This window comes from Enterobacter sp. RHBSTW-00175, from assembly GCF_013927005.1.
Lineage (GTDB): Bacteria > Pseudomonadota > Gammaproteobacteria > Enterobacterales > Enterobacteriaceae > Enterobacter.
In genome coordinates this window covers 5,241,372-5,268,070 of the sequence record NZ_CP055930.1, presented here as the reverse complement: position 1 = coordinate 5,268,070, position 26,699 = coordinate 5,241,372, and the positions used below count along the sequence as shown (strand labels likewise).

The following is a 26,699-nucleotide window of genomic DNA, read 5'->3' as shown; positions in this document are numbered from 1 at the left end:
GAAGCAACAGAGAAAGTGTAGTGGGGAAATGCTAAGGCGACGAGAAAGAAGGGGAAAATTCGCCCATCCGTTGCAGATGGGCGAGAGCGAGGTATTAGTCGCACTGCACCTTAATGGCCAGCCCGCCACGCGAGGTTTCGCGATATTTAGCGTTCATGTCTTTACCCGTTTCATACATGGTTTCGATAACCTTATCCAGCGATACGCGTGGTTCGCTGGTACGGCGCATCGCCATGCGGGACGCATTGATCGCTTTCACGGATGCGATTGCGTTACGCTCGATACAAGGCACCTGCACCTGGCCTGCGACCGGGTCACAGGTCAGACCGAGGTTATGCTCCATACCAATTTCGGCAGCAACACACACCTGCTCAGGGCTTGCACCCAGTAGTTCTGCAAGACCGGCAGCCGCCATAGAACAGGCCACGCCCACTTCGCCCTGGCAACCGACTTCAGCGCCAGAGATAGAGGCGTTCATTTTGTACAGCGCGCCAATTGCACCTGCCGCCAGGAAGTAACGGATATAGATATCCGGGCTGACAGATTCAATAAAGTGATCGTAATAGGCCAGCACCGCCGGAACAATGCCGCACGCGCCGTTGGTTGGTGCGGTAACAACACGACCGCCAGCGGCGTTCTCTTCGTTTACCGCAAGCGCAAACATGTTCACCCAGTCGACCACATTCATCGGGTCGTTGGAGAATTTATCGGTTGTAACCAGCATCCGGCGAAGGGCAGAAGCACGACGCGGAACGCGCAGTGGGCCAGGCAGTACGCCTTCGGTATTCATACCGCGATCGATACAGGCACGCATGGTTTGCCACACGTTAGCAAAGTAGTCTTCAATCTCTTTCTTGCTGTGCAGCGCCAGTTCGTTCTGCATCACCATGCCGGAGAGTGACAGCCCCGTCTCTTTGCAATACGCCAGCATTTCGGTGGCAGACTTGAACGGATACGGCACGCTGACGTCGCCAGCACTGTCTTTGCCAAAGTGCTCTTCATCAACGATAAAACCACCGCCGATGGAGTAGTACGTTTTGCTGTAAATCTCTTTTTCGCCGTTCCAGGCATGGATGGTCATGCCATTTTCATGCAGCGGCAGGTTGTCGCTGCGAAAACGCATTCCGTCATCCTGCGGGAAATCCACTTCGTGCTGGCCGTTTGCCAGCAGCAGGCGACCGCGTGTTTCAACGTCGCGGATGAATGCCGGGATGGCATCAATATCAACAGTGTCCGGCATATTGCCCGCCAGACCCATAATAATGGCGATATCGGTGTGGTGGCCTTTACCCGTCAATGACAGCGAGCCGTAGACATCCACGGCAACACGGGTAACGCTTTCCAGTAATCCTTTTTCGACCAGGTCATCGACGAACTGTTTACCGGCCTTCATCGGCCCTACAGTATGGGAAGAAGAAGGACCAATTCCCACTTTGAACATGTCGAATATACTAATCACTTTCACACTCCTGACAGGGTTACCGGGTTTCCAGTAACGATGTTATAACTGCGCATAGTGTAAGAGGGAACACTGGCCTCGGCTTAACTATTCACATGAATTAAACTAATGGATAACAGCTGTTTTGCTAATAGCGCGACAGCGATCGCAAACCTGGCAGAAAAGGGTGGAATGTAAAGTATAGTCAAGGCTTCAGGCCGATTTGCAGCGCCAGCTCACGAATGATACCCGCCGTCATGCCCCAGACAAAATAATGCTGATACCAGGAGAGCCACACACGGTGAGCATGTCCACGGCGCTGAATATCCAGAGGATGATAGCGACCAAGACGAAGGGCCTCTTCCAGCGGCATTTCAAATACCGCAGAGACTTCATCCACGCTGGCGTGATACTGAAGGTCGGGGGGAATGATGCCCACCACCGGCGTGACCTGAAAGCCCGTTACGCTGTCGACCGGCGGCAAAACTCCAATAATTTCAACAGACTCAGGCGGGATGGCAACCTCTTCCTGTGCTTCACGCAGCGCCGCGGTAATTAATGACGCATCAGTGCTGTCAACCGCACCGCCCGGAAACGCGACCTGCCCGGCGTGCTTGCGCAAGTGCGGTGAACGCTGAGTGAGCAATAAGCCCGGGTGTTCGCGCCGCACAACCGGGATCAGCACGGCAGCCTGACGGTTGTTCAGCGTTTCGCGGCGCGTCTGCGGACGCAAAAGCTGGAATCGCGACAAAAAATCATCCAGCGTCAGGTTATCTTTCTCCACCCGTTAGTTCTCCAGTTGTTTCAGGATACGGTTAACTTTATCAAAGGTTTCCTGATATTCCGCCTCAACCTGGCTGTCAGCAACGATGCCTCCTCCGGCAGAGCAATACAGTGTTCCCTCACAGGCCGTCAGGGTGCGGATCGTAATGCTGGTGTCCATTGTGCCGCACAGGCTCACATACCCAATACTGCCGCACCATGCGTTACGACGGTGAGGCTCCAGCTCGTCGATAATTTCCATCGCCCGCACCTTTGGCGCTCCGGTGATTGAGCCACCCGGAAATGCGGCACGCAGCAGGTCGCAAGCGGTGCGCGAGTCCGGCAGGTGCGCGGTAATGGTACTAACCAGATGATGTACGGCCGGGAAGGGTTCGACAACAAATAGCTCAGGTACGCGCACGCTACCCGGCTCGGCAACACGGCCAATATCGTTACGCATCAAATCCACAATCATCAGATTCTCAGCCCGGTCTTTCGGGGAAGCGGCGAGTTTTTCTGCCTGCTGACGGTCGGCGACAGGGTCGGCAAGACGCGGTAGCGTACCTTTAATTGGCCGGGTCTGAATGGTCCCTTCCGCCAGATGAATAAAACGTTCCGGCGACAGGCTTAAAATCGCGCCATGTTCAAGGCGCAGGAACGCGCTGAACGGTGCCTTATTGCTGGCATTTAGGCGGGTAAACGCCTGCCACTCATCCCCCTGATACGTCGCCTGGAAACGCTGCGCAAGGTTGACCTGATAACAGTCGCCGCTTTGCAGATACGCCTGAACGCTGGCGAATTTATCCGCGTATTCCTGCGCCGTCATATTCGAACGCCACCCGGAAGTAAGGCGAAAATCGCGACTGGCGACAGGCGTTTGCGCGTCGAGCCAGGCGCGGCGTTGCGCGATATCAGTATGACTTAACAGGGAAACGACCTGTTTGCGGTGATCAACAATGATTGCCCAGTCATACAGCCCCACGGCCATGTCCGGCAGGGAAATATCCTGCTTTGCGAGGTCCGGCAGCGTTTCGAAACGGCGACCTAAATCATAGCCAAATAAGCCCAGAGCACCGCCCTGGAATGGCAGGTCGGGGTTTGCTGGCGCGTGTAAGTCCAGTGAATCGAGAGCCTGCTGAAGCAGGAGGAGCGGGTCATCAGTGGAGGTCTGAACATCAGCCAGGGATACCGTCGTGGTGTCACCCTGCGTCACCAGCGTACCCCGCGGGTCAGCCACCAGAATATCAAAGCGGCTATAGGGGTGGTCTGCGTGGCCGGAGTGCAGCAGCATCGCAAAAGGAAGATGGCTCAGACGGGCAAACCAAAATTCAGCAGCGTCTGTACGCCAGGGCAAGATAATAACAGTGGGGAAGCGCATGTTCATGTGTGGCATACTACCGGGCAGCGTGAAATAATTAGCGCGAATAATTTAGCAGGAGTTGACGATGTTTGCAGGTTTACCTTCTCTGAGCCACGAGCAACAGCAGAAAGCTGTAGAGCGCATTCAGGAACTGATGACCCAGGGCATGAGTAGCGGCGAGGCGATAACCGTTGTCGCGCAGGAAATTCGCGCCAGTCATACCGGCGAGCGGATCGTGGCGCGATTTGAAGACGAAGATGAAGAAGAGTAATCGGGCTTAGACCGCCGCGATAATCTTGATCTCAACCTTATATTCCGGTTTCATCAGCGTGGCCTGTACGGTACAGCGTACAGGCGCGTGACCCGCCACTACCCACGCATCCCAGGCTTTGTTCATCGCCGCGAAATCCTCTTTATTCGCCAGGAAAATGGTCGCATCCAGAATGCGGGACTTGTCGCTGCCTTGCTTGACCAGCACGGCATCAATTTGCGCCAGCGTGTTGGCCGTCTGTTCGAAAGCGTCTGCATCCAGGTTTGCCGGCACGCCGGTGTAGTACAGCGTCTGATTATGGATAACCACATCAGACCAGCGGGCTTCGGCATCAATGCGCACAATTGTCATAAACGTTTCCTCGTTATTTTTCATATCAGGCGGCAAGACTGCCATATTGTTCTCGCCTCGTCACTATTTGGGGTGGCACTGGCGAGAGCGGGCTGACATAATCCCTGTGTAAAAATACAGTGAGAGAGCACCGTGGCAGACGATTTTTCAGCAGATGGTCAGTTAGCGCAGGCGATCCCCGGCTTTAAGCCGCGTGAACCTCAGCGCCATATGGCGCACGCCGTTGCGCACGCAATCGACAATGCACAACCGCTGGTGGTGGAGGCAGGCACTGGAACCGGTAAAACCTACGCTTATCTGGCCCCGGCGCTGCGTGCAAAAAAGAAAGTGATCATCTCCACGGGATCTAAAGCGTTACAGGATCAGCTCTATAGCCGCGATCTGCCCACGGTGGCTAAGGCACTGAAATACAAAGGGCGACTGGCATTGCTGAAAGGCCGCTCCAACTACCTTTGCCTTGAGCGTCTGGAACAACAGGCGCTGGCCGGGGGCGATCTCCCGGTACAAACCCTGAGTGATGTCATCATCCTGCGGGCGTGGGCGAATCAGACCGAAGACGGAGATATCAGCACCTGTGCGAGCGTGGCGGAAGACTCGCAGGCCTGGCCGCTGGTGACGAGCACCAACGATAACTGCCTTGGCAGCGACTGCCCGCTGTATAAAGACTGTTTTGTGGTAAAGGCGCGTAAAACGGCAATGGATGCGGATGTGGTGGTGGTAAACCATCATCTGTTTCTGGCGGATATGGTGGTGAAGGACAGCGGGTTTGGCGAGCTGATCCCGGAAGCCGACGTCATGATCTTCGATGAAGCACATCAGCTGCCCGATATTGCCAGCCAGTATTTTGGCCAGTCGATCTCCAGCCGTCAGCTTCTGGACCTGGCGAAAGATTTCACCATTGCCTATCGCACAGAGTTAAAAGATACCCAACAGCTGCAAAAATGTGCCGACCGTCTGGCGCAAAGCGCGCAGGATTTCCGCTTACAGCTCGGGGAGCCGGGTTATCGCGGTAACCTGCGCGAGCTGCTGGCCGATAAAAATATCCAGCGCGCATTGCTGTTGCTGGATGATTCGCTGGAGCTTTGCTACGACGTGGCAAAACTGTCGCTTGGGCGCTCCGCGTTGCTTGACGCCGCTTTTGAGCGCGCGGCTGTGTACCGTGGCCGTCTGAAACGACTCAAAGAGATCAACCAGCCAGGATTCAGTTACTGGTACGAATGCACTTCACGCCATTTCACCCTGGCCCTGACGCCTTTAACCGTGGCGGATAAATTCAAAGAGGTGATGGCGCAAAAACCGGGGAGCTGGATTTTTACCTCGGCAACGCTGTCGGTGAATGACGATTTACACCACTTCACCGAACGTCTGGGAATTGAGCAGGCCGAATCCCTGCTGCTGCCAAGCCCGTTTGATTACGAAAAACAGGCGCTGCTCTGTGTGCCGCGCAATCTGCCGCTGCCAAACCAGCCCGGTGCCGCACGCCACCTGGCGGCGATGCTGAAGCCGATGATCGAAGCCAATAATGGCCGCTGCTTTATGCTCTGTACCTCCCACGCCATGATGCGCGACCTGGCAGAACAGTTCCGCGCCACCATGACTTTACCGGTACTGCTCCAGGGGGAAACCAGTAAAGGGCAACTGCTGCAACAGTTTGTCAGCGCCGGTAATGCCCTGCTGGTGGCAACCAGCAGTTTCTGGGAAGGCGTAGACGTGCGCGGTGATACGCTCTCACTGGTTATTATCGATAAACTGCCGTTTACTTCGCCGGACGATCCATTACTCAAAGCGCGTATGGAAGACTGCCGCCTGCGGGGCGGCGATCCCTTTGACGAGGTGCAACTGCCTGATGCGGTGATTACCCTGAAGCAAGGGGTAGGGCGTCTTATTCGCGATGTCACCGACCGTGGCGTGCTGGTTATCTGCGACAACCGGCTGGTGATGCGCCCGTATGGTGCCACTTTCCTGGCAAGCCTGCCGCCCGCGCCGCGTACGCGGGACATTAAACGCGCGGTTCGGTTCCTCGCGAACCCAACAGCGGAGTAATTTGCTCCGGAGTGTGCTAAAATGCGCGCCATTTTGTGACTGACCACTGCGAGAGCGCGACGACTCATGCGAATTCTGGCTATTGATACCGCCACAGAGGCCTGTTCTGTTGCCCTGTGGAACGACGGTGCTATCTGTGCTCATTTCGAAGAGTGCCCACGAGAACATACCCAACGGATTCTGCCGCTGGTAAAAGAGATCCTCAACAAGGGCAATACCACCTTAACTCACCTTGATGCGCTGGCCTACGGCCGTGGCCCGGGCAGTTTTACGGGCGTACGTATCGGTATCGGCATTGCGCAGGGGCTGGCCCTGGGCGCAGAACTGCCGATGATCGGTGTTTCTACACTGGCAACCATGGCGCAGGGCGCATGGCGCATGACCGGTGCAACGCGCGTGCTGGCGGCAATTGACGCACGTATGGGTGAAGTTTACTGGGCGGAATATACCCGCGACGAAAACGGCGTCTGGCACGGTGAAGAGACTGAAGCGGTACTCAAACCGGAAGCAGTAACCGAACGTCTGCAACAGCTCTCAGGCGAATGGGCAACGGTAGGTACTGGCTGGCCCGCATGGCCTGAGATGGCGAACGATACCGGCGTAACGCTGGTAGACGGCAACATACTTCTGCCTGCCGCGGAAGACATGTTACCTATCGCTTGCCAGTTGCTCGGCGCAGGAAAAACCGTTGCAGTTGAACAAGCTGAACCAGTTTATTTGCGAAACACGGTCGCGTGGAAGAAACTTCCGGGCCGCGAGTGAATCTCAGTAACAGGAACTGAGAAAAAGGAGTCGCACCATGGCGGTTCAAACTAAAGTAGTACGTCTGATGATGGCGGGTATTGTTGCCGCAGCGCTGAGCGGGTGCGTTACCGTTCCTGATGTGATCAAGGGAACAAGCCCAACGCCGCAGCAGGATCTGGTGCGCGTAATGAATGCGCCTGAGCTCTATGTTGGCCAGGAAGCGCGTTTTGGCGGTAAGGTGGTTGAAGTCTTAAACCAGCAGGGGAAAACCCGCCTGGAAATAGCCACCGTCCCTCTGGATAGCGGCGCAAGACCGGTCCTGGGTGAGGCCTCGCGCGGGCGTATCTATGCTGACGTCAGCGGCTTCCTCGACCCGGTTGATTTTCGCGGACAACTGGTGACCGTTGTCGGCCCCATTACCGGCACGGTACAGGGCAAAATCGGCAGTACGTCGTATAAATTCATGACCATGCAGGTAAACGGCTATAAACGCTGGCGGCTTGAGCAGCAGGTGATAATGCCACCGCAGCCTATTGATCCGTGGATGTGGGGCCCACATCCATACCGTTACGGCTATCCGGGATGGGGCTGGTATAACCCAGGACCTGCACATGTTCAGACCGTTGTAACCGAGTAACTAACTGTTATTAATAGGAAAGAGACAGCGGCTCAGCCGCTGTCTCTGTTTTTTTACGGACAAAACTAAAAAAAAGAGTGACGCGCTTCGCAACCTTAAATCTGAACAATTAATAAACTGGTACGCTGAGTTAATATAATGTTAACAAACTGTTTATTATCGGGGTTGTGATGACGACGAACACTCATTTCAGAGGTGATGCATTGAAGAAGGTTTGGCTTAACCGTTATCCCGCAGATGTCCCTGCGGAGATCAATCCTGACCGTTATCAATCCCTGATTGAATTATTTGAGAATTCAGTTGCGCGTTATGCCGATCAGCCTGCGTTCGTGAATATGGGCGAGGTGATGACGTTCCGTAAGCTTGAGGAACGTAGCCGTGCATTCGCGGCTTATTTACAGCAAGGGTTAGGGCTGCAAAAAGGGGATCGCGTTGCGTTAATGATGCCGAACCTGTTGCAATATCCAGTGGCGTTATTTGGCATCCTGCGTGCCGGGATGATTGTGGTCAACGTTAACCCGCTGTACACCCCACGCGAGCTGGAGCACCAGTTAAACGACAGCGGCGCTGCGGCGATTGTGATTGTCTCTAACTTTGCCCATACCCTCGAGAAAATAGTCGAAAAGACTCAGGTTAAACACGTCATTCTGACCCGCATGGGCGATCAGCTTTCCACCGCCAAAGGGACGCTGGTTAACTTTGTTGTGAAATACGTCAAACGCCTGGTGCCGAAATACCACCTGCCGGATGCCATCTCTTTTCGCCGAGCGCTTCATGCGGGCTACCGGATGCAATACGTTAAGCCGGACGTGGTCGCGGAAGACCTGGCGTTTCTGCAATACACCGGCGGTACGACGGGTGTGGCAAAAGGAGCCATGCTGACGCACCGCAATATGCTGGCAAACCTCGAACAGGTGAATGCGACCTATGGGCCATTGCTTCACCGTGGCAAAGAGCTGGTCGTGACGGCACTGCCGCTGTATCACATTTTTGCCCTGACAATGAACTGCCTGCTGTTTATTGAACTGGGTGGTCAGAACCTACTGATTACCAACCCGCGCGATATCCCGGGACTGGTCAAAGAGCTGGCAAAATATCCGTTCACGGCCATGACCGGGGTGAATACCCTGTTCAACGCACTGCTCAATAACAAAGAGTTCCAGCAGCTCGATTTCTCAACGCTGCATCTGTCCGCCGGCGGCGGGATGCCGGTGCAACAGGCCGTTGCCGAACGTTGGGTTAAACTCACCGGACAGTATCTTCTGGAAGGTTATGGCCTGACGGAATGTGCTCCGCTGGTCAGTGTAAACCCGCACGATATCGACTACCACAGTGGCAGTATCGGGCTGCCTGTTCCGTCGACGGAAGCCAGACTGGTTGACGACGACGATAACGAAGTCGAACCCGGTCAACCCGGTGAGTTATGCGTAAAAGGCCCGCAGGTAATGCTGGGTTACTGGCAGCGCCCGGACGCCACGGATGAGATAATCAAAAATGGCTGGCTTCACACCGGTGATATCGCCGTAATGGATGAAGAGGGCTTCCTGCGCATCGTTGACCGTAAGAAAGACATGATCCTGGTGTCCGGTTTTAACGTTTATCCGAACGAAATTGAAGACGTGGTCATGCAGCACTCCGGCGTGCAGGAAGTGGCGGCGGTGGGTGTCCCTTCCGGCAGCAGCGGTGAAGCGGTGAAGATTTTTGTGGTCAAAAAAGATGCATCGCTTAGCGAAGAGGAACTTATTACCTTCTGCCGCCGCCAGTTAACGGGCTATAAAGTACCGAAGCTGGTTGAGTTTCGCGATGAGCTGCCGAAATCCAACGTCGGGAAGATATTACGACGAGAATTACGTGACGAAGCCCGTGCCAAAGTGGACAATAAGGCATGAGCTTCACGCTAATCGCCCAGACGCCGGTTTAGCCGGCGTTTTTTATGGGCGCAAACAAAAGAGAATCCGTTTTGAATTACCAGATGATCACCACCAACGACGAGCTGGCTTCGCTGTGCGAGGTTACGCGTGATTTTCCCGCCATCGCGCTGGATACCGAGTTTGTCCGCACCCGAACGTACTACCCGCAGCTGGGTTTGATTCAGATGTACGACGGTAAACATGTTTCACTTATCGATCCGCTTGGTATTACCGACTGGTCGCCGATGCGTGAGCTGCTGCTGGATACTGGCGTCACCAAATACCTGCACGCCGGCAGTGAAGATCTGGAAGTGTTTCTCAACACCTTTGGCATCATGCCGCAACCCCTGATTGATACGCAGATCCTGGCGGCATTCAGCAATCGTCCACTCTCATGGGGCTTTGCGGCAATGGTTGAGGAGTACACGGGTATCGCGCTGGATAAAAGCGAATCCCGTACCGACTGGCTGGCGCGCCCGTTAACCGAACGTCAGCTGGAATATGCTGCGGCAGACGTGTTTTATCTGCTGCCGATTGCTGGCCAACTGATGAAAGAAGCTGAAGCCTCTGGCTGGTTGCCTGCGGCGCTGGACGAGTGTCGCATGACACAGCAGCGTCGTCAGGAAGTGGTCTCCCCGAAAGAGGCCTGGCGCGATATCAGCAACGCATGGCAGCTGCGTACGCGTCAGTTGGCCTGTTTGCAGTTGCTGGCCGACTGGCGCCTGCGTAAAGCGCGCGAGCGCGATCTGGCCGTTAACTTTGTGGTTCGTGAAGAACATCTCTGGGCGGTTGCGCGTTATATGCCAGGTAGCATGGGCGAGCTGGACAGCATTGGCCTTTCCGGGAGCGAGATCCGTTTCCACGGTAAAACCCTGCTGGCGCTGGTGGAAAAAGCTCAGCAAACGCCGGATGACGCGCTACCTGAACCGCTGTTGAATCTGATGGACATGCCGGGTTACCGCAAGGCGTTCAAAGACATTAAGGCACTGGTGCAGGACGTTGCAACCGAGAGCAAACTTGGTGCTGAATTGCTGGCGTCGCGTCGTCAGATCAATCAGTTGCTGAACTGGCACTGGAAGCTGAAAACACAGAATGGATTGCCGGAAATGATGGCAGGCTGGCGCGGGGAACTGATGGCCGATCGCCTGAATACGCTGCTGGAAGGGTATCCGCGATAAAATATGCCGGGTCATGAAACCATGCCCGGAATATCTCCCCGGTGGCGCTAGCGCTTACCGGGGCTACAAAAACAAAACCTGATTAACGTGACTCTTCCGCTTCTGGTAGCGTAACGTTCAGCTCCAGAATCGAAATATCCCCGTCTTTTTGTTCCAGCTGTACAGTGACCATTTCCGGGTCAATCTGCACATACTTACAGATCACTTCCAGGATGTCCTTGCGCAGCTGCGGCAGGTAATGCGGCTCGGCGTCACTACGACGACGCTCCGCAACGATGATTTGCAGACGCTCTTTAGCGATGTTGGCGGTGCTTTTTTTCCGCGAGAGAAAAAAGTCCAGTAATGCCATAACTTATCCTCCGAACAGGCGTTTGAGGAAACCTTTCTTCTCTTCTTCAATGAAGCGGAAAGGACGTTCTTCTCCCAGCAGACGATCAACGGTATCGGCGTAAGCTTTACCTGCGTCTGCCATCGTATCCAGAATAACCGGCTCACCCTGGTTAGAGGCGCGTAACACGGATTGGTCTTCCGGGATGACACCCACCAGTTTAATGCGCAGGATCTCCAGCACGTCTTCCATGCTCAGCATATCACCTTTGTTCACGCGACCCGGGTTGTAACGGGTCAGCAGCAGGTGCTCTTTGATTGGGTCTTGGCCATTTTCCGCACGACGTGATTTAGAGGCGAGGATACCCAGAATTCGGTCAGAGTCACGTACGGACGATACTTCAGGGTTAGTGGTGATGATCGCTTCATCAGCGAAGTAGAGCGCCATCAGTGCACCCGTTTCGATACCGGCAGGGGAGTCGCAAACCACAAAGTCGAACTCCATCTTTTTCAGATCGTCGAGCACCTTTTCCACGCCTTCGCGGGTCAGGGCATCTTTGTCACGCGTCTGAGAGGCCGGGAGAACATAGAGATTCTCGGTGCGCTTATCTTTAATCAGCGCCTGGTTCAGCGTGGCATCGCCCTGAATGACGTTCACAAAGTCATACACCACACGACGCTCACAACCCATAATCAGGTCCAGGTTACGCAGGCCGATATCGAAATCGATAACGACGGTTTTCTTTCCCTTCTGGGCCAAACCAGTAGCGATGGCCGCGCTGGAGGTGGTCTTGCCAACGCCTCCTTTACCCGAAGTAACAACAATAATGCGTGCCATAGAAATTCCTTGTTAAAAAGGGATCAATTCAACGGTTGAACGGTCAACGCGTCGTCTGCCAGTCGCAGACGAGCCGCTTTGCCATAAAATTCGGCTGGGATCTTGTCGCTCAGCCAATATTCACCTGCGATGGAAACCAGTTCCGCCGTCAGGTGAGTACAAAATATTTGTGCATCCCGATCGCCACCTGCACCTGCAAGTGCACGCCCACGCATCATACCGTAGACGTGAATATTGCCATCCGCAATGAGTTCTGCACCGGCGCTGACGTGGCTTGTAACAATCAGATCACAGTTTGGTGCATAAATTCGCTGACCGGAACGAACCGGCACATCAATCAATCGCGTTTTTGTGACAGGTGTAACGTTCTGAACTGGCAGCGGGGGTGTTTGCACGGCAACAGGTGCCGGACGTGGGGCTTTCTCTTTGCCTTCCGTCAGAATGGGTAGCCCTGCGCGGTCAATCTCAGCTTTCAGTTCGGCGTCTTTGCAACCGCTGATGCCGACAATGCGCAGCCCGGTTGATGACACTGCCTGCTGGAGAAGTTTCCAGTTAACAGGGGCATCAAGACCGCTGACATTGACGACGACGGGGGCGTGCTTCAGAAAAGCAGGAGCCTGCGCGATTTTGTCTTCTAACGCCTGACGAATAACCTCGGGTTTTGCATCATGCAAATGAACCACTGATAAGGTGAAACTACTGCCTTTAAGCTCGATGGGCGTGTTTGACATCCTGGCCTTACTCAATTTGCTATTAACCACAACGCTGTCGTTGCGATATTCCGAAGAGTATCAGGCATGTTATAGTCAGGAGTATATTGAGGCAAGCAACCACCCGAGAATTCAGAGTAAAAACATGTTTTGTGTGATCTATAGAAGTACCAGCCGCGACCAGACCTATCTTTATGTCGAAAAGAAAGACGATTTCTCCCGCGTGCCTGAAGAATTAATGAAGAACTTTGGCCGTCCGCAGCTGGCAATGCTGCTGCCGCTGGATGGACGAAAGAAACTGGTTAATGCCGATCTGGAAAAAGTGAAATCAGCATTAGCTGAACAGGGCTATTATTTACAGCTTCCGCCACCACCCGAGAATTTATTAAAACAGCATCTTGAGGTGAACGGAAAGAAATAGTCCGGCGCGCGTCCGGGCACAACACATCAACCGTTTAGGGGGCGTAAATGTATCAACATCATAACTGGCAAGGTGCATTACTGGATTATCCCGTCAGCAAAGTTGTCTGCGTTGGCAGCAATTATGCAAAACACATTCAGGAAATGGGCAGTGCCACGCCAGAAGAGCCGGTGCTGTTCATTAAACCGGAAACTGCGCTTTGCGACATTCGCCAGCCGCTGGCGCTACCACAGGGGTTAGGTTCGGTTCATCACGAAGTGGAGCTGGCCGTACTGATTGGCGCAACCCTGCGTCAGGCCTCTGAAGAGCATGTGCAAAAAGCGATTGCTGGCTACGGTGTCGCGCTGGATCTCACGCTGCGTGATGTGCAGGGCAAAATGAAAAAAGCCGGGCAGCCGTGGGAAAAAGCTAAAGGGTTTGATAATTCCTGCCCGATCTCCGGTTTTGTGCCAGTGGGTGAGTTCAGTGCTGACCCGCAGGATACCCCGCTTTCTCTGAAGGTTAACGGTGAATTCCGCCAGCAGGGCACCACCGCCGATATGATCCACAAGATCCTGCCGCTGATTGCCTATATGAGCCGTTTCTTTACCCTGAAACCGGGTGATGTGATCCTGACCGGTACGCCAGAAGGTGTTGGCCCGCTAAACAGCGGCGACGAACTGGAAGTCAGTTTTAACGGCCAGTCCTTGAAAACTCGCGTGCTGTAAAAGCAACTTGCCGCCTTCTTCGGGCGGCAAAACTTGCATCAACGTGCCAGACTCGTTATAAGGTGCGCTTTCTTTTGACGTGTGGACATCCCGATGAACAACATCCCTTTCTGGCAAAGCAAAACTCTCGACGAAATGACCGACGAGGAGTGGGAATCGTTGTGCGATGGCTGCGGGCAGTGCTGCCTGCATAAGCTGATGGATGAAGACTCGGACGAGATCTATTTCACCAACGTTGCCTGCAAACAGCTGAACATCAAAACCTGCCAGTGCCGCAACTATGAGCGTCGCTTCGAGTTTGAGCCGGACTGCATCAAGTTAACCCGTGATAACCTGCCAACCTTCGAATGGCTGCCGCATACCTGCGCCTATCGTTTGCTGGCGGAAGGTCAGGACCTGCCGAAGTGGTATCCGTTGCTGACGGGGTCAAAAGCGGCGATGCACGGTGAGCGTATTTCCGTGCGCCATATTGCGGTGAAAGAGTCAGAGGTGCGGGACTGGGAAGACCACATCATGAATCATCCCAACCGTTGATACGAAAAAAACCGCCTGGGCGGTTTTTTAATGTGGTGTGCTGCCTGATGCCCTCACCCCAACCCTCTCCCACGGGAGAGGGCGCAAACACTAAAAACGGCAACCGAAGTTGCCGTTTTGCTTTTATCTTCCGAACAAATCGCGTTTCTTCGGTTTGAACGGCTGAGCAATCAGCACCAGTAGCGCCACCACGAAGTAAGCAACAAAAATCCCTACCAGCCACTGAGGCATCTCCAGCGTCAGGAACTCCCACTGACGCACAGAGCAGTCACCGGATGCTACGAACACCTGCGGCAGCCATTTATCCAGCGGCAGCCAGCTCGGGAAGCGGGCGGCAAAATCACAGGTCATAAACGGTGACGGATGCAGTTGCATCATAGTGTGCTGCCAGGACAGCTCAATACCTTTCCAGGCGCTGTAAATCCAGATGGCGAGGCCGGCATAGCGAAGCGGGGATTTTGGCGCAATAGCTCCAACCAGACCCGCCCCCATAATGCCGAACAGTGCGCAACGTTCGTAGATACACAGCACACAAGGCTTAAGCCCCATAACGTGCTGGAACCACAGAGCGACCATTTCCAGCGCAAAGGCGGTCAGGGCCATTAACAACCACGCTCCGCGACCGCGAGAGCACTGGTTTAAAAATCTCAACATAATCATTTCCCTGGAACATGCTTAGAAAGCGCAGTGTAAACGAATTCATTTCCTGCGCCACCTGTGCCTTGCGAATTAAAGCGTAATCGGATGTTTATCATGCGAAAACGCAAACGGGCAGCGAACTGCCCGATATGCCTGACTTACTGCGCCGCAAGTATACCTGCTTGTAGCAACCAGTGCGTATAGGGAATGAGGGTAATTTTGACGCAAAGCAATCCCACGAGCGTCAGCACCATCGTGTACGGCAGCGCCATCCATACCATTCTTCCATAAGAAAGTCGTATGAGTGGGGCGAGGGCAGACGTCAGCAGGAATAAAAAGGCCGCCTGTCCGTTTGGTGTAGCAACGGAAGGTAGGTTCGTCCCGGTATTAATGGCGACCGCAAGCAGTTCAAACTGCCCGGCGCTGATAGCCCCATGCTCCATCGCGGCTTTTGCCTCATTGATATAGACGGTACCGACAAAGACGTTATCCGAAATAGACGATAACAGGCCATTAAACAGGTAGAAGAGCGTCAGCTGTGAATCAGGGGCGGCCTGGAGTACGAAAGCGATGATCGGCGTGAACAGCTGCTGGTCAATAATGACCGCCACAACCGCGAAAAATACCGCCAGCAATGCGGTAAACGGAAGAGCTTCGGTAAAGGCTTTGCCTATAGCATGTTCGTCTGTAACGCCGGTAAATGACGTGGCCAGAATAATCACCGACAGGCCGATTAAGCCTACTTCCGCGAGATGGAACGCCAGCGCGGCGATAAGCCAGAGGCCGATAATTCCCTGGGCTATCAGGCGCAATGTTTCCTGTCGGGTGCGCTGGCTGCGACTCTGTTGGTCAAATTTTCGTAACTCCAGGAGTACCGGCTCCGGGAGTTTTGCGCCGTAACCAAAGACGCTGAATTTCTCGACCAGAATGCAGGTGACCAAACCGCAGATAAGCACCGGTACGCTGACAGACGCCATGCGCAGAAAGAACTCGCCGAAATGCCAGCCTGCGGCTTTAGCGATAATCAGGTTTTGCGGTTCGCCGACCATGGTCATCACCCCGCCCAACGCGGTACCGACACCCGCGTGCATCATCAGGCTGCGCAGGAATGCGCGGAACTGCTCCAGCACAACACGATTATGCGCGTCGATGTGGCTGTCGTCCTGCAGGTCATCGCCCTGGCGTGATGAAGCAACACGGTGATAAATGCCGTAAAACCCGACCGCCACGCTTATCACCACCGCGACCACGGTTAGGGCATCGAGAAACGCAGACAAGAAGGCTGCGGCAAGGCAGAAGGAGAGCGACAGCAGCGTTTTCGAAGGAATGCTTAACAGCAGGCGCGTGAAAATAAATAGCAGAAGCTGCTTCATAAAATAGATGCCAGCCACCATAAACATCAGCAGCAGAAGCACTTCAAGATTCGATGCCAGCTCTTCTTTCACATGTTCGGCACTGGTCATACCGATGACAACAGCTTCAAATGCCAGCAAGCCGCCAGGCAATAATGGATAGCATTTCAGCGCCATTGCCAGGGTAAAGATGAACTCTGCAACCAGCAGCCACCCGGCATAAAAGGGACTGACGATAAAAATGATCGGATTAACAACCAGAAATACCAACAGAGTGAGTTTGTACCAGTCAGGTGACTGGCCTAAAAAATTGCGCCACAGTGCGCGACCAAATGAAATTTCCACGACAGACGTCCTTCCCCGTCAAGACAGCTAAAACATCAGTATACGCAAAATTAGCGCCCGGGAGGACAACAAGGCAGTATTGTAAATTTCACAAAAATGAAACGGTGATCCCTCTTTTCTCTTGCTGCTGCGCTACCTGCCGCTTCTGGCCTCTGGTATGATGAGTCCAATTTGCTAAAGCTGTGTAATGGAAATCTCACTATGGTCATTAAGGCGCAGAGCCCGGCGGGTTTCGCGGAAGAGTACATCATTGAAAGCATCTGGAATAATCGTTTCCCTGCGGGATCAATTCTTCCTGCTGAACGCGAACTCTCTGAACTGATTGGTGTCACCCGTACCACGTTGCGAGAAGTTCTTCAGCGACTGGCGCGTGATGGCTGGTTGACGATTCAGCACGGCAAGCCAACAAAAGTAAACAACTTCTGGGAAACGTCCGGGCTGAATATTCTCGAAACGCTCGCGCGTCTTGATCACGAAAGCGTGCCACAGCTGATTGATAACCTGCTGTCTGTTCGTACCAACATTGCCACCATCTTTATCCGTACAGCGTTCCGCCAGCACCCGGACAACGCGCTGGAAGTGCTGGAAAGCGCAAAAGCAGTTGAAGATCATGCCGATGCCTTTGCCACCCTCGATTACAACGTATTCCGTGGGCTGGCGTTTGCATCTGGTAACCCGATTTATGGCCTGATCCTCAATGGCATGAAAGGGCTGTACACCCGCATTGGTCGTCACTATTTTGCGAACCCGGAAGCCCGTAGCCTGGCACTGGGGTTCTATCACAAGCTGAGCGAGCTGTGCACATCGGGTCAGCACGATCAGGTTTATGAAACCGTGCGTCGCTATGGTCACGACTCCGGCGAGATCTGGCACCGGATGCAGAAAACGCTGCCAGGCGACCTGGTTATCCAGGGCCGCTAAAATAAAAAACCTCTCGCTTGAGAGGTTTTTTTCGCCCGGTGGCGCTTCGCATACCGTGCCTACAAAACCCGTAGGCCGGGTAAGGCGTAGCCGCCACCCGGCAAAAAAACTACAACGTATTTAACCGCGTCGGGCAGCGTTCCAGCAGCTCCACGCTACCGTCTTCGTTCTGCTGCTCCAGCAACACGTCAAAGCCCCACAGGCGATGCACATGTTTCAGCACCTCTTTGCGGCCTTTATCCAGCGGCGCGCGGTTATGCGGAATGTAGCGCAGCGTCAGCGAGCGGTCTCCGCGTAAATCCACATTCCACACCTGGATGTTTGGCTCGAGGTTGCTCAGATTGTACTGGGAAGAGAGGCGCGAGCGGATCTCGCGGTATCCCTCTTCGTTATGGATAGCGGAAATTTCCAGATAATTATTCCGGTCATCATCCAGCACGGTAAAGAAGCGGAAGTCACGCATGATCTTCGGCGACATAAACTGGCTGATAAAACTTTCGTCCTTAAAGTCACGCATCGCAAAATGCAGCGTTTGCAGCCAGTCAGAGCCGGCAATATCCGGGAACCAGTATTTGTCTTCTTCCGTTGGCGACTGGCAAATACGTTTAATGTCCTGGAACATCGCGAAGCCGAGCGCATACGGGTTAATACCGCTGTACCACGGGCTGTTGTACGGCGGCTGGAACACCACGTTAGTGTGGCTGTGCAGGAATTCCATCATAAACCGCTCGGTGACTTTCCCTTCATCGTACAGATGGTTAAGGATGGTGTAGTGCCAGAAAGTGGCCCAGCCTTCGTTCATTACCTGGGTCTGTTTTTGCGGATAGAAATACTGGCTCACCTTGCGCACGATACGCAGGATCTCACGCTGCCACGGCTCCAGCAGCGGGGCGTTTTTCTCCATAAAGTAGAGCAGGTTCTCCTGCGGCTCAGACGGATAACGGCGTGCCTCAGTCACCGTTTTCTCTTCTTCACGTTTCGGCAGGGTGCGCCACAGCATATTCACCTGGCTTTGCAGATACTCTTCACGGCTTTTCTGCCGGGCTTTCTCCTCCTGTAAGGAGATCTTCTGCGGACGTTTATAACGATCTACCCCGTAGTTCATCAGCGCGTGGCAGGAGTCGAGCAATTTCTCAACTTCATCTACCCCATAGCGTTCTTCGCATTCGGTGATGTATTTACGGGCGAAAATCAAATAATCGACAATCGAGCTGGCATCCGTCCAGCTGCGGAAAAGATAGTTATTCTTGAAAAATGAGTTATGCCCGTAGCAGGCATGAGCCATGACCAGCGCCTGCATGGTAATGGTGTTCTCTTCCATCAGATAAGCAATACACGGGTTGGAGTTAATGACGATTTCATACGCCAGCCCTTGCTGGCCGTGTTTGTACAACCGCTCGGTTTCGATGAATTTTTTACCAAACGACCAGTGCGGATAGTTGATAGGCATCCCAACGCTTGAGTAGGCATCCATCATTTGTTCGGACGTAATCACCTCAATCTGATGGGGATAGGTATCCAGGCGATACAGTTTTGCCACCCGGTCGATCTCGGCCAGGTAGACATCCAGCAACTCAAAGGTCCAGTCGGGCCCATCACTCAGACGTGTGCTGTCCTTGGATATGGAATCAATAGTAGCCATTAGCGCGCCCTCGTTGTTGGTGCTCTCTCTGTCTGGAGAGCCTCTTTTCAAGCATAGAACAACGCATTCAAAAGCGTGCTGGCGCAGAAATTTTTTCTTTGCGATTTCCCGTTTTTGAAACGGGTAAAAAAGCGATGGCTGCAATATTTTATGCTGGTTAAAAATAACGCGCAGCAGGAGATCCCAAATAAGCCCTGTCCCCGTATACAGGGGAAGGTGTGAGATAAGTCACCATAAAAAAGTCGTATGTTGAATAATATTTTCAACTAGGTTATCAATCTGTAATTAGAAGATTGTTCTTTTGCACATAATGGAGTTGGCTATGCGTGTTGTCATACTGGGAAGTGGTGTCGTTGGTGTAACCAGCGCCTGGTATTTAAGTCAGGCGGGACATGACGTTACTGTTATCGACAGGGAACCCGGCCCGGCACTGGAAACCAGTGCAGCAAACGCCGGACAGATATCTCCGGGCTATGCAGCACCGTGGGCCGCTCCGGGCGTGCCGCTGAAGGCGATTAAATGGATGTTCCAGCGCCATGCGCCGCTGGCTATCAGCCTTGATGGCTCGCAATTCCAGCTCAAGTGGATGTGGCAAATGCTGCGCAACTGCGACACCCGCCATTACATGGAAAACAAAGGCCGCATGGTTCGCCTCGCGGAATACAGCCGTGACTGTCTGAAAACGCTGCGTGCCTCTACCGGCATTGAGTACGAAGGGCGTCAGGGCGGCACCTTGCAGCTGTTCCGTACCGCGCAGCAATACGAAAACGCCACGCGGGATATCGCCGTGCTTGAAGACGCCGGTGTGCCGTATCAGCTGCTGGAAGCCAGCCAGCTGGCGCAGGTTGAACCGGCGCTGGCGGAAGTAGCACACAAGCTGACCGGCGGGCTGCGTTTACCAAATGATGAAACCGGCGACTGCCAGCTGTTTACTCAGCGTCTGGCAGCGATGTGCGAACAGGCAGGGGTGAAATTCCGCTTTAACACCTCCGTCGATAAGTTGCTGTCGGAAGGTGAAAACATCTACGGCGTGAAGTGTGGTGACGAAGTGATTAAAGCCGATGCTTACGTCATGGCGTTTGGCTCGTACTCCACGGCGATGCTGAAAGGCATTCTTGATATTCCGGTTTATCCGCTGAAAGGCTACTCACTGACCATTCCGGTAAAAGAGGAAAGCGGCGCGCCGGTCTCCACTATTCTTGATGAAACCTACAAGATTGCGATCACCCGTTTTGACAACCGTATTCGCGTGGGCGGTATGGCCGAAATCGTGGGCTTTAACACCGAGCTGTTACAGCCGCGTCGTGAAACGCTGGAGATGGTGGTGGGCGATCTGTTCCCGCGCGGCGGCTTTGTTGAGCAGGCGACATTCTGGACCGGGCTGCGCCCTATGACGCCAGATGGCACGCCTATTGTTGGGCGTACACCGTTTAAAAATCTGTGGACCAACACGGGCCACGGTACGCTGGGCTGGACGATGGCCTGCGGCTCAGGCCAGCTGTTGAGCGACCTGATTTCCGGGCGTACACCGGCGATTCCGTTTGACGATTTAAGTGCCGCGCGTTATCAATCGGGATTTACCCCATCGCGCCCACAGCACCTGCACGGCGCGCATAATTAACAAGGAGTTGTCATGTCCCGTCCTATTCTGGCTCAGCTGGATCTGAAGGCGCTGAAGGATAACCTCCAGATTGTTCGTCGTGCAGCGCCAGGCTCGCGTGTATGGTCGGTCGTCAAAGCTAACGCCTACGGCCACGGTATTGATCGCATCTGGAGCGCGCTCAGCAGCACGGATGGTTTTGCCTTACTGAATCTGGAAGAAGCCATTTTACTGCGTGAGCGCGGCTGGAAAGGGCCGATACTGCTGCTGGAAGGGTTCTTCCACGCCGACGATCTGCCGCTGCTGGATAAGTATCGTCTGACAACCAGCGTGCACAGTAACTGGCAAATCAAAGCACTGCAAAATGCGAAATTACATGCTCCGCTGGATATCTACGTCAAAATGAACAGCGGCATGAACCGCCTGGGCTTCCAGCCTGAGCGCGTGCATACGGTCTGGCAGCAGCTCCGCGCCCTGCAAAATGTGGGTGAAATGACGTTAATGGCACATTTCGCTGATGCAGAAAAACCTGATGGTATTGCCGATGCCATGACGCGTATCGGGCAAGCTGCCGAAGGTCTGGATTGCCCCCGTTCGCTTTCCAATTCAGCGGCCACGCTCTGGCACCCTGAAGCCCACTATAACTGGGTGCGTCCGGGAATTATTCTGTACGGCGCTTCTCCGTCGGGCCAGTGGCAGGATATTGCCAACAGTGGCCTGAAACCGGTGATGACCCTGCGCAGTGAAATCATTGGCGTCCAGACCCTGAAAGCAGGGGATACCGTCGGTTACGGCAGCCGCTACCGCGCAACAGGTGAGCAACGTATCGGGATTGTGGCAGGCGGTTATGCTGACGGCTATCCACGCGTCGCGCCAACGGGCACGCCGGTATGGGTTGATGGCGTTCGTACCGGTACGGTGGGAACCGTTTCGATGGACATGCTGGCGGTTGATTTAACACCGTGTCCGCAGGCGGGCATTGGGTCGCCCGTCGAGTTGTGGGGGAATGAGATTAAAATCGATGATGTGGCCGCTGCGGCGGGGACTATCGGGTATGAACTGATGTGCGCGCTGGCACCGAGAGTGCCTGTTGTGACGGTGTAACATTTTTTTTGTTAAGTTGTAGGCCGGGTAAGGCGAAGCCGCCACCCGGCACAAACCCACTACTCCTCGTCCTCTTCCATCGGCCTTACGCCGACCTTACGCACCGCGTTATCTTCTTTCTCGGCCACCGTCCAGATCATCCCGGCAAACTCCACCTGGTCACCGACAACCGGTGCCGCACCCAGCAACTGCTGGATAATCTCCCCCAGGGTCTGTTGCTTGTCGCGATACTCCAGACCTTCATCCAGGCCGTAAATCAGCGCGACATCGGCAAATTTGGCATTCGCTTCCAGAATAAAATCACCGAAGAATCGCTGATCCAGCGCTACCGGCGGAGACTGGCTGAACAGCTTCCCGAGTGCCGGAAGGTCGCGCTCACGGCCAATGACGCAGAGAATATCGCCTTCCCGCAGGCGGGTACTGCCCGTCGGGTGCAGCAGGATATTATCGCGGAACAGGGCGGCAATTCGCGTTTCGGCAGGCATGTGCAAATCGCGCAGCGAAGCACCCACGCACCACTTGTCAGCACTCAGTTGATAGACAAACTGTTCCCACGGGTTTTCCGGGTGAATATCCAGCCCCACGCGGGAGACAGGCCAGCCGACAGGCGGAACCACCACTTTGGCTTTTTTGGCGGCCCATCCCAGAGATGTCCCCTGGAATAAGAGCGATACCAGCACCACGAAGAAGGCCACGTTAAAGAACAACCGCGAGTTATCAAGCCCCGCCATCATCGGGAAAACGGCAAGGATAATCGGCACTGCGCCTCGCAGCCCCACCCAACTGATAAAAATACGCTCGCGCAGGTTGAACCCGCGAAATGGCAGCAGCCCGGCAAAGACCGACAGCGGACGGGCAAAGAAAATCATCCAGGCAGACAGGATTAACGCAGGAACAGCAATCGGCAGCAGGTCGGATGGCGTAACCAGCAACCCCAGCACCAGGAACATGCCGATTTGTGCAAGCCAGGCCAGACCGTCAAAGTTCTGCAAAATGGCGTGGCGGTTACGAATAGGGCGGTTGCCCAACAGGAATCCGCACAGATAGACCGCCAGAATCCCGCTGCCGTCCATCGCCGTAGTCAGGCCGAAAATAAGGATCCCGCCGCTCAGGGCCAGCAACGGATAGAGCCCCGCAGGCAGCGAAATACGGTTGATCATTTGCTGTAGCAGATAACCGCCGGAAAGGCCGATGATAATCCCCAGCCCAAACTGCTGCAAAATATGCCAGGCAAACATCCAGCTTAACCCGTTTTCGTGCTGCTGGATCATCTCAATCAGGGTGATAGTGAGGAACACCGCCATCGGATCGTTACTGCCGGATTCAATTTCAAGCGTTGAGCCAACGCGCTCATTCAGCCCTTTACCGCCCAGCAGGGAAAAGACCGCAGCCGCATCGGTGGAGCCGACAATCGCGCCAATCAGCAAGCCTTCCATGATGTTAAGGTGAAACAGCCACGCCGCCATCATGCCGGTCAAGCCAGAGGTGATAAGCACCCCGACAGTTGCAAGTGAAAGCGCGGGCCCTAAGGCTACCCTGAATGAGCTGGCCTGAGTACGCATCCCGCCGTCCAGCAAAATGACCGCCAGAGCGAGGTTACTGATCATATAAGCGAAGGGATAGTTATCGAAAGGAATTCCACCGATACCATCTATACCGGCCAACATCCCGATAGCGAGAAAAATTACAAGAATAGGGATGCCAAGGCGCGAAGAAAATGAACTTAATAAAATACTACAGGTTACAAGGACAGAACCCAGAATGAATAGGTTGATTATCGCTGCGGCATCCAATGTTGTCGTACTCCCACCTTAATACTGTATCTGTTATTAAAACCCTATCATATTAACGACAGATACAGCGTTTTATTGCGGTGGTTTAACGGCTTTTTTATGCCTTTATGACCGGATGGCCGCTTATTGTTAACCGACTGCCTGAATTATCGTGCTTCATGAAAGCCTGGGCGCCAAGAGGAAGGGTCACCGTTTGTTGTTCATGACCAAATGCCAGCCCGGTTATCACCGGAATATCCAGCCTGGAGCGGATAAAATCGACCATCGTTTCAAGAGAATAGCCCGCGTCGTACTCATTCGGGGCGGAGCCGCTAAAACTGCCCAGCACGATAGCCGACTGACGCGCAAGAATACCGGCATGATAAAGCTGAAGTAACATCCGCTCGACCCGGAACGGGTGTTCATTGATATCTTCAAGCACCAGAATACCGTCATCAATATCAGGGAGCCACGGCGTGCCAATCAGCGAAACCAGCATCGCCAGATTTCCGCCCCACAGCAGCCCCTCACATTCCCAGTGTGGCCCGTCGCCTTGCCACTCGACGCTGTAGGTTGGGTTACGCAGGGCGCGCCAGAAATGCTCCTGGGTAAAGGCATCAAGCTCTGGTGCGCCAAAATTACCGGCCAGCATCGGGCCGCTGAAGGTAATCACATTATGCAGTGCCAGCAGCCCGAGCTGGATAACCGTGAAGTCGCTGTGGCCGCAAATCAGCAGGGGATCGTGCTGCTGGCGTTTTGCCAGCCCTGCCCAGTCAATGCTTTCCAGCAACCGGCTGGCACCGTATCCCCCTCGCACCGCCAGCACGATGTTATTCTCACCCTTCAGGTTCACCAGACTGTTGATATCATTCAGCCTCTGCGCCTGCGTTCCGGCAAAACGTTGCTCGCGGCGGGGGATAATCGTCTGATTTTCTACCTGATGGCCGGATCCCAGTAAGCGCTGAACGCCCCGTTGTGCCGCCTCCTGGTTAATGCAGTAGCCCGACGGTGCAATGAGATGAAACTGAGACATGGCAATTCCTTGCTGAATGAGAAGCTAATTGTCTATATCATGCCGCTTACACGCTGCCGGCTTCAAGAGGCAGTGTGACTGCGATGACCGGCTATAAGGATAGATGACGTGAAATTGAGATGGTTTGCTTTTTTGATTGTGTTGCTTGCTGGCTGTAGTACCAAACATGACTACCAAAATCCGCCGTGGAACCCGGAAGTGCCTGTTAAACGGGCAATGCAGTGGATGCCAATCAGCGAGCAAGCCGGAAAGGCCTGGGGCGTGAGCCCGCGTCTGGTGACGGCGATCATTGCGGTGGAGTCGGGCGGTAATCCGACCCTGGTCAGTAAATCGAACGCGGTGGGGCTGATGCAGCTGAAGGCTTCTACGGCCGGGAAAGAAGTTTATCGCTATATGGGATGGAGCGGGCAGCCATCGACCAGCGAGCTGAAAAACCCGGAACGTAATATCTCAATGGGGACCGCGTATCTGAGCATTCTGGAACACGGGGTGCTGAAAGGCATTGAAGATCCAGAAGTGATGCAATATGCGCTGGTGGTCTCTTACGTTAACGGTGCGGGCGCGTTGCTCAGGACATTCTCCTCGGATCGTAAAGAAGCGATCGACGAGATTAATGGAATGGATAAAGATGAGTTCTTTGAGCATGTGGTGAAGAATCATCCGGCACCACAGGCTCCACGTTATATCTGGAAAGTACAGAAAGCGATGGATGCCATGTAATGCCGCCGTCGGGCGGCGCTCTGCTGCCCGACATCTGTCACAGGACTTTGTTTGCTCTTTCCCGTGCTTCGCGTTCCAGCGAGAAGATAATGCGCTGAAGTTCCCGCTCCGCACCTGGCCCGACATTAAGAAAACGGAAGCTCAGACGCGGGGTGGTGATGGTTTCGTTTTTGCTATCAACCACTTTGCGCTCGCTGATGGCAATCAGCTGAGCATCAAAATAGAACCGCCCCCAGCCGCCCATATCCAGCTCAATTTGCGAGAAACGCATCCCTTCGACCAGTCCGTCGGGTTTTGGCGTATCCATTAATGCACCCATTCCGCCGAGCGACAAATCAAACAGGCGGAAGCGAAACTCTTTCCTGTCCGGCATTCGCGCCTTGCAAAAATAAGCAGGATGAAGCGGGGCGCTGATACGAAAATATTCGCGGCGTTGCACAAACCACAGGTTAGTCGGCAAGGGCGTGATAAACGCAGGAAGACCCTGGAATTCGCCCTGTGTCAGACGTGGCAGCACAAACTCTACTTTTGCACCCTGAGTTTCAGCCATCACCGAGATATTTTCTGCCCGAAGCGCCGCCCGGTTTTCGTACTCCTGGCTACCCAGATCGATGACCAGGCGCTCCGACGAGGCTTCGAGGATTTTGCTAATAAACTGATTTGTTGCCCAACTGATGCGCAGCGGCACCTCGCCTTTTTGCAGATCGCGTAATACCCCTAATACAGCCAGCGGATTTTGTTTCAGGAACTGCTCACTGTAATTACTCACGCCAGATGGCTCCTCGATATGTGACAGACTGTCTTTGAGTTATCGGCAGCCTGAAATGAAACTTAATACAAACCGGTGAGTTTTTTTCAGTGCGCCAGCAATTTAAGTCGGTGAGATGAAATCGGTTTTATGGCTTTAGCCTATAATTAGAGTACATGTGCAGAAGGTTTTCTGCGTATGCGTTAAACCTGCAAGAGGGCATTGCTATGGGTATCATCGCCTGGATTATCTTTGGTCTTATTGCCGGCGCTATCGCCAAACTTATCATGCCGGGGCGTGATGGTGGCGGCTTTATTCTGACCTGTGTCCTCGGGGTCGTTGGTGCAGTTGTTGGTGGCTGGCTGGCAACAATGTTTGGCCTCGGAGGTAGCGTGAGTGGTTTTAATATGCACAGTTTCCTGGTTGCCGTGGTGGGCGCCATCGTGGTACTGGGCGTGTTCAGGTTACTCAGAAGAGCATAAGAACAGTGAAAAACGGCTCTCTTCGGAGGGCCGTTTTCTTTGATGGTATTGATTTGTTTATGCAAATGATAATAATTGTCGTTCCCAATATCATTTGATAATAAGACGAC

Annotated in this window: 27 protein-coding genes; 14 read left to right on the top strand and 13 right to left on the bottom strand. The window is 54.0% G+C overall.

The genetic code is table 11. The features are described 5' to 3' along the window. Positions 1–94: 94 nt before the first annotated feature. The 3 genes from sdaA to pabB form a co-directional block, all read right to left on the bottom strand. A complete protein-coding gene (gene sdaA, locus HV107_RS25460; RefSeq protein ID WP_014070649.1) occupies positions 95–1,459 on the bottom strand; it encodes an L-serine ammonia-lyase in 1,365 nt (454 codons plus the stop codon). 184 nt (positions 1,460–1,643) lie between these two features. After that, on the bottom strand, positions 1,644–2,222 hold the full coding sequence (locus HV107_RS25455; RefSeq protein ID WP_182061463.1) for a CoA pyrophosphatase: 579 nt from the start codon (positions 2,220–2,222) through the stop codon (positions 1,644–1,646). A 3-nt stretch (positions 2,223–2,225) separates the two neighbouring features. Further along, positions 2,226–3,584, bottom strand: coding sequence for an aminodeoxychorismate synthase component 1 (gene pabB, locus HV107_RS25450; RefSeq protein WP_182061462.1), 1,359 nt, complete (start codon positions 3,582–3,584; stop codon positions 2,226–2,228). A 61-nt stretch (positions 3,585–3,645) separates the two neighbouring features. Between pabB and HV107_RS25445 the strand changes: the two genes are divergently transcribed. Continuing rightward, a complete protein-coding gene (locus HV107_RS25445; RefSeq protein ID WP_182061461.1) occupies positions 3,646–3,831 on the top strand; it encodes a YoaH family protein in 186 nt (61 codons plus the stop codon). A 6-nt stretch (positions 3,832–3,837) separates the two neighbouring features. Here HV107_RS25445 and HV107_RS25440 read toward each other — a convergent pair whose 3' ends face one another. Beyond that, positions 3,838–4,182, bottom strand: a complete 345-nt coding sequence (locus HV107_RS25440; RefSeq protein ID WP_182061460.1) for a RidA family protein — start codon at positions 4,180–4,182, stop codon at positions 3,838–3,840. Between the two features lie 132 nt (positions 4,183–4,314). Here HV107_RS25440 and HV107_RS25435 point away from each other — a divergent pair, with 132 nt between their 5' ends. From HV107_RS25435 to rnd, 5 genes are all read left to right on the top strand, one after another. Continuing rightward, positions 4,315–6,225 (top strand): ATP-dependent DNA helicase, encoded by a 1,911-nt coding sequence (locus tag HV107_RS25435; protein ID WP_182061459.1) that lies wholly within the window; start codon positions 4,315–4,317, stop codon positions 6,223–6,225. Positions 6,226–6,291: 66 nt separating this feature from the next. After that, complete coding sequence (tsaB, locus tag HV107_RS25430; protein WP_182061458.1) at positions 6,292–6,987, top strand: tRNA (adenosine(37)-N6)-threonylcarbamoyltransferase complex dimerization subunit type 1 TsaB; 696 nt, start codon at positions 6,292–6,294, stop codon at positions 6,985–6,987. Between the two features lie 37 nt (positions 6,988–7,024). Beyond that, a complete protein-coding gene (locus HV107_RS25425) occupies positions 7,025–7,606 on the top strand; it encodes a Slp family lipoprotein (protein ID WP_182061457.1) in 582 nt (193 codons plus the stop codon). A gap of 203 nt (positions 7,607–7,809) precedes the next feature. Further along, positions 7,810–9,495 (top strand): long-chain-fatty-acid--CoA ligase FadD, encoded by a 1,686-nt coding sequence (gene fadD, locus HV107_RS25420; RefSeq protein WP_182061456.1) that lies wholly within the window; start codon positions 7,810–7,812, stop codon positions 9,493–9,495. Between the two features lie 83 nt (positions 9,496–9,578). Continuing rightward, entirely contained in the window at positions 9,579–10,694 is a 1,116-nt protein-coding gene (gene rnd, locus HV107_RS25415) for a ribonuclease D (protein WP_182063595.1), read from the top strand. A gap of 82 nt (positions 10,695–10,776) precedes the next feature. On the opposite strand, the gene minE is transcribed toward rnd, so the two are convergent. The 3 genes from minE to minC are packed head-to-tail and all read right to left on the bottom strand — an operon-like array spanning position 10,777 to position 12,590. Beyond that, positions 10,777–11,043: a cell division topological specificity factor MinE gene (gene minE / locus HV107_RS25410; RefSeq protein WP_003859937.1), complete on the bottom strand. Its 267-nt coding sequence runs from the start codon at positions 11,041–11,043 to the stop codon at positions 10,777–10,779. A 3-nt stretch (positions 11,044–11,046) separates the two neighbouring features. Then, positions 11,047–11,859, bottom strand: coding sequence for a septum site-determining protein MinD (minD, locus tag HV107_RS25405; RefSeq protein WP_182061455.1), 813 nt, complete (start codon positions 11,857–11,859; stop codon positions 11,047–11,049). Between the two features lie 23 nt (positions 11,860–11,882). Then, positions 11,883–12,590 (bottom strand): septum site-determining protein MinC, encoded by a 708-nt coding sequence (gene minC, locus HV107_RS25400; protein ID WP_182061454.1) that lies wholly within the window; start codon positions 12,588–12,590, stop codon positions 11,883–11,885. Between the two features lie 124 nt (positions 12,591–12,714). Here minC and HV107_RS25395 point away from each other — a divergent pair, with 124 nt between their 5' ends. From HV107_RS25395 to HV107_RS25385, 3 genes are all read left to right on the top strand, one after another. Then, complete coding sequence (locus HV107_RS25395) at positions 12,715–12,990, top strand: YcgL domain-containing protein (RefSeq protein WP_182063594.1); 276 nt, start codon at positions 12,715–12,717, stop codon at positions 12,988–12,990. Between the two features lie 47 nt (positions 12,991–13,037). Then, positions 13,038–13,697, top strand: coding sequence for a fumarylacetoacetate hydrolase family protein (locus HV107_RS25390; protein ID WP_182061453.1), 660 nt, complete (start codon positions 13,038–13,040; stop codon positions 13,695–13,697). 93 nt (positions 13,698–13,790) lie between these two features. After that, a complete protein-coding gene (locus tag HV107_RS25385; RefSeq protein ID WP_182061452.1) occupies positions 13,791–14,231 on the top strand; it encodes a YcgN family cysteine cluster protein in 441 nt (146 codons plus the stop codon). 123 nt (positions 14,232–14,354) lie between these two features. Here HV107_RS25385 and dsbB read toward each other — a convergent pair whose 3' ends face one another. Beyond that, positions 14,355–14,885, bottom strand: coding sequence for a disulfide bond formation protein DsbB (gene dsbB, locus HV107_RS25380; RefSeq protein ID WP_014070634.1), 531 nt, complete (start codon positions 14,883–14,885; stop codon positions 14,355–14,357). 143 nt (positions 14,886–15,028) lie between these two features. After that, entirely contained in the window at positions 15,029–16,567 is a 1,539-nt protein-coding gene (gene nhaB, locus HV107_RS25375; protein ID WP_182061451.1) for a Na(+)/H(+) antiporter NhaB, read from the bottom strand. Between the two features lie 201 nt (positions 16,568–16,768). Here nhaB and fadR point away from each other — a divergent pair, with 201 nt between their 5' ends. Then, positions 16,769–17,488, top strand: coding sequence for a fatty acid metabolism transcriptional regulator FadR (gene fadR, locus HV107_RS25370; protein WP_182061450.1), 720 nt, complete (start codon positions 16,769–16,771; stop codon positions 17,486–17,488). Positions 17,489–17,597: 109 nt separating this feature from the next. Here the strand turns inward: fadR and HV107_RS25365 are convergent, their stop codons facing one another. After that, positions 17,598–19,130, bottom strand: a complete 1,533-nt coding sequence (locus tag HV107_RS25365) for a SpoVR family protein (protein WP_182061449.1) — start codon at positions 19,128–19,130, stop codon at positions 17,598–17,600. A 322-nt stretch (positions 19,131–19,452) separates the two neighbouring features. Between HV107_RS25365 and HV107_RS25360 the strand changes: the two genes are divergently transcribed. Both HV107_RS25360 and dadX read left to right on the top strand, forming a co-directional pair. Next, a complete protein-coding gene (locus HV107_RS25360; protein WP_182061448.1) occupies positions 19,453–20,751 on the top strand; it encodes a D-amino acid dehydrogenase in 1,299 nt (432 codons plus the stop codon). A 12-nt stretch (positions 20,752–20,763) separates the two neighbouring features. Continuing rightward, on the top strand, positions 20,764–21,834 hold the full coding sequence (gene dadX, locus HV107_RS25355; protein WP_182061447.1) for a catabolic alanine racemase DadX: 1,071 nt from the start codon (positions 20,764–20,766) through the stop codon (positions 21,832–21,834). A 59-nt stretch (positions 21,835–21,893) separates the two neighbouring features. On the opposite strand, the gene HV107_RS25350 is transcribed toward dadX, so the two are convergent. Both HV107_RS25350 and ldcA read right to left on the bottom strand, forming a co-directional pair. Then, positions 21,894–23,627 carry a potassium/proton antiporter gene (locus HV107_RS25350; protein WP_182061446.1) on the bottom strand — a complete coding sequence of 578 codons (1,734 nt, stop codon included), beginning with the start codon at positions 23,625–23,627 and terminating at the stop codon, positions 21,894–21,896. Positions 23,628–23,724: 97 nt separating this feature from the next. Next, positions 23,725–24,639, bottom strand: coding sequence for a muramoyltetrapeptide carboxypeptidase (gene ldcA, locus HV107_RS25345; protein ID WP_182061445.1), 915 nt, complete (start codon positions 24,637–24,639; stop codon positions 23,725–23,727). Between the two features lie 108 nt (positions 24,640–24,747). Here ldcA and emtA point away from each other — a divergent pair, with 108 nt between their 5' ends. Next, positions 24,748–25,359, top strand: a complete 612-nt coding sequence (emtA, locus tag HV107_RS25340) for a membrane-bound lytic murein transglycosylase EmtA (RefSeq protein ID WP_166715770.1) — start codon at positions 24,748–24,750, stop codon at positions 25,357–25,359. A gap of 37 nt (positions 25,360–25,396) precedes the next feature. Here emtA and HV107_RS25335 read toward each other — a convergent pair whose 3' ends face one another. Then, positions 25,397–26,128 (bottom strand): flagellar brake protein, encoded by a 732-nt coding sequence (locus HV107_RS25335; protein ID WP_182061444.1) that lies wholly within the window; start codon positions 26,126–26,128, stop codon positions 25,397–25,399. A gap of 206 nt (positions 26,129–26,334) precedes the next feature. On the opposite strand from HV107_RS25335, the gene HV107_RS25330 reads away from it, so the two are divergent. Further along, the gene (locus tag HV107_RS25330) at positions 26,335–26,589 is read left to right on the top strand and encodes a GlsB/YeaQ/YmgE family stress response membrane protein (protein ID WP_182061443.1); all 255 of its coding nucleotides are present in this window, start codon (positions 26,335–26,337) and stop codon (positions 26,587–26,589) included. Positions 26,590–26,699: the final 110 nt, after the last annotated feature.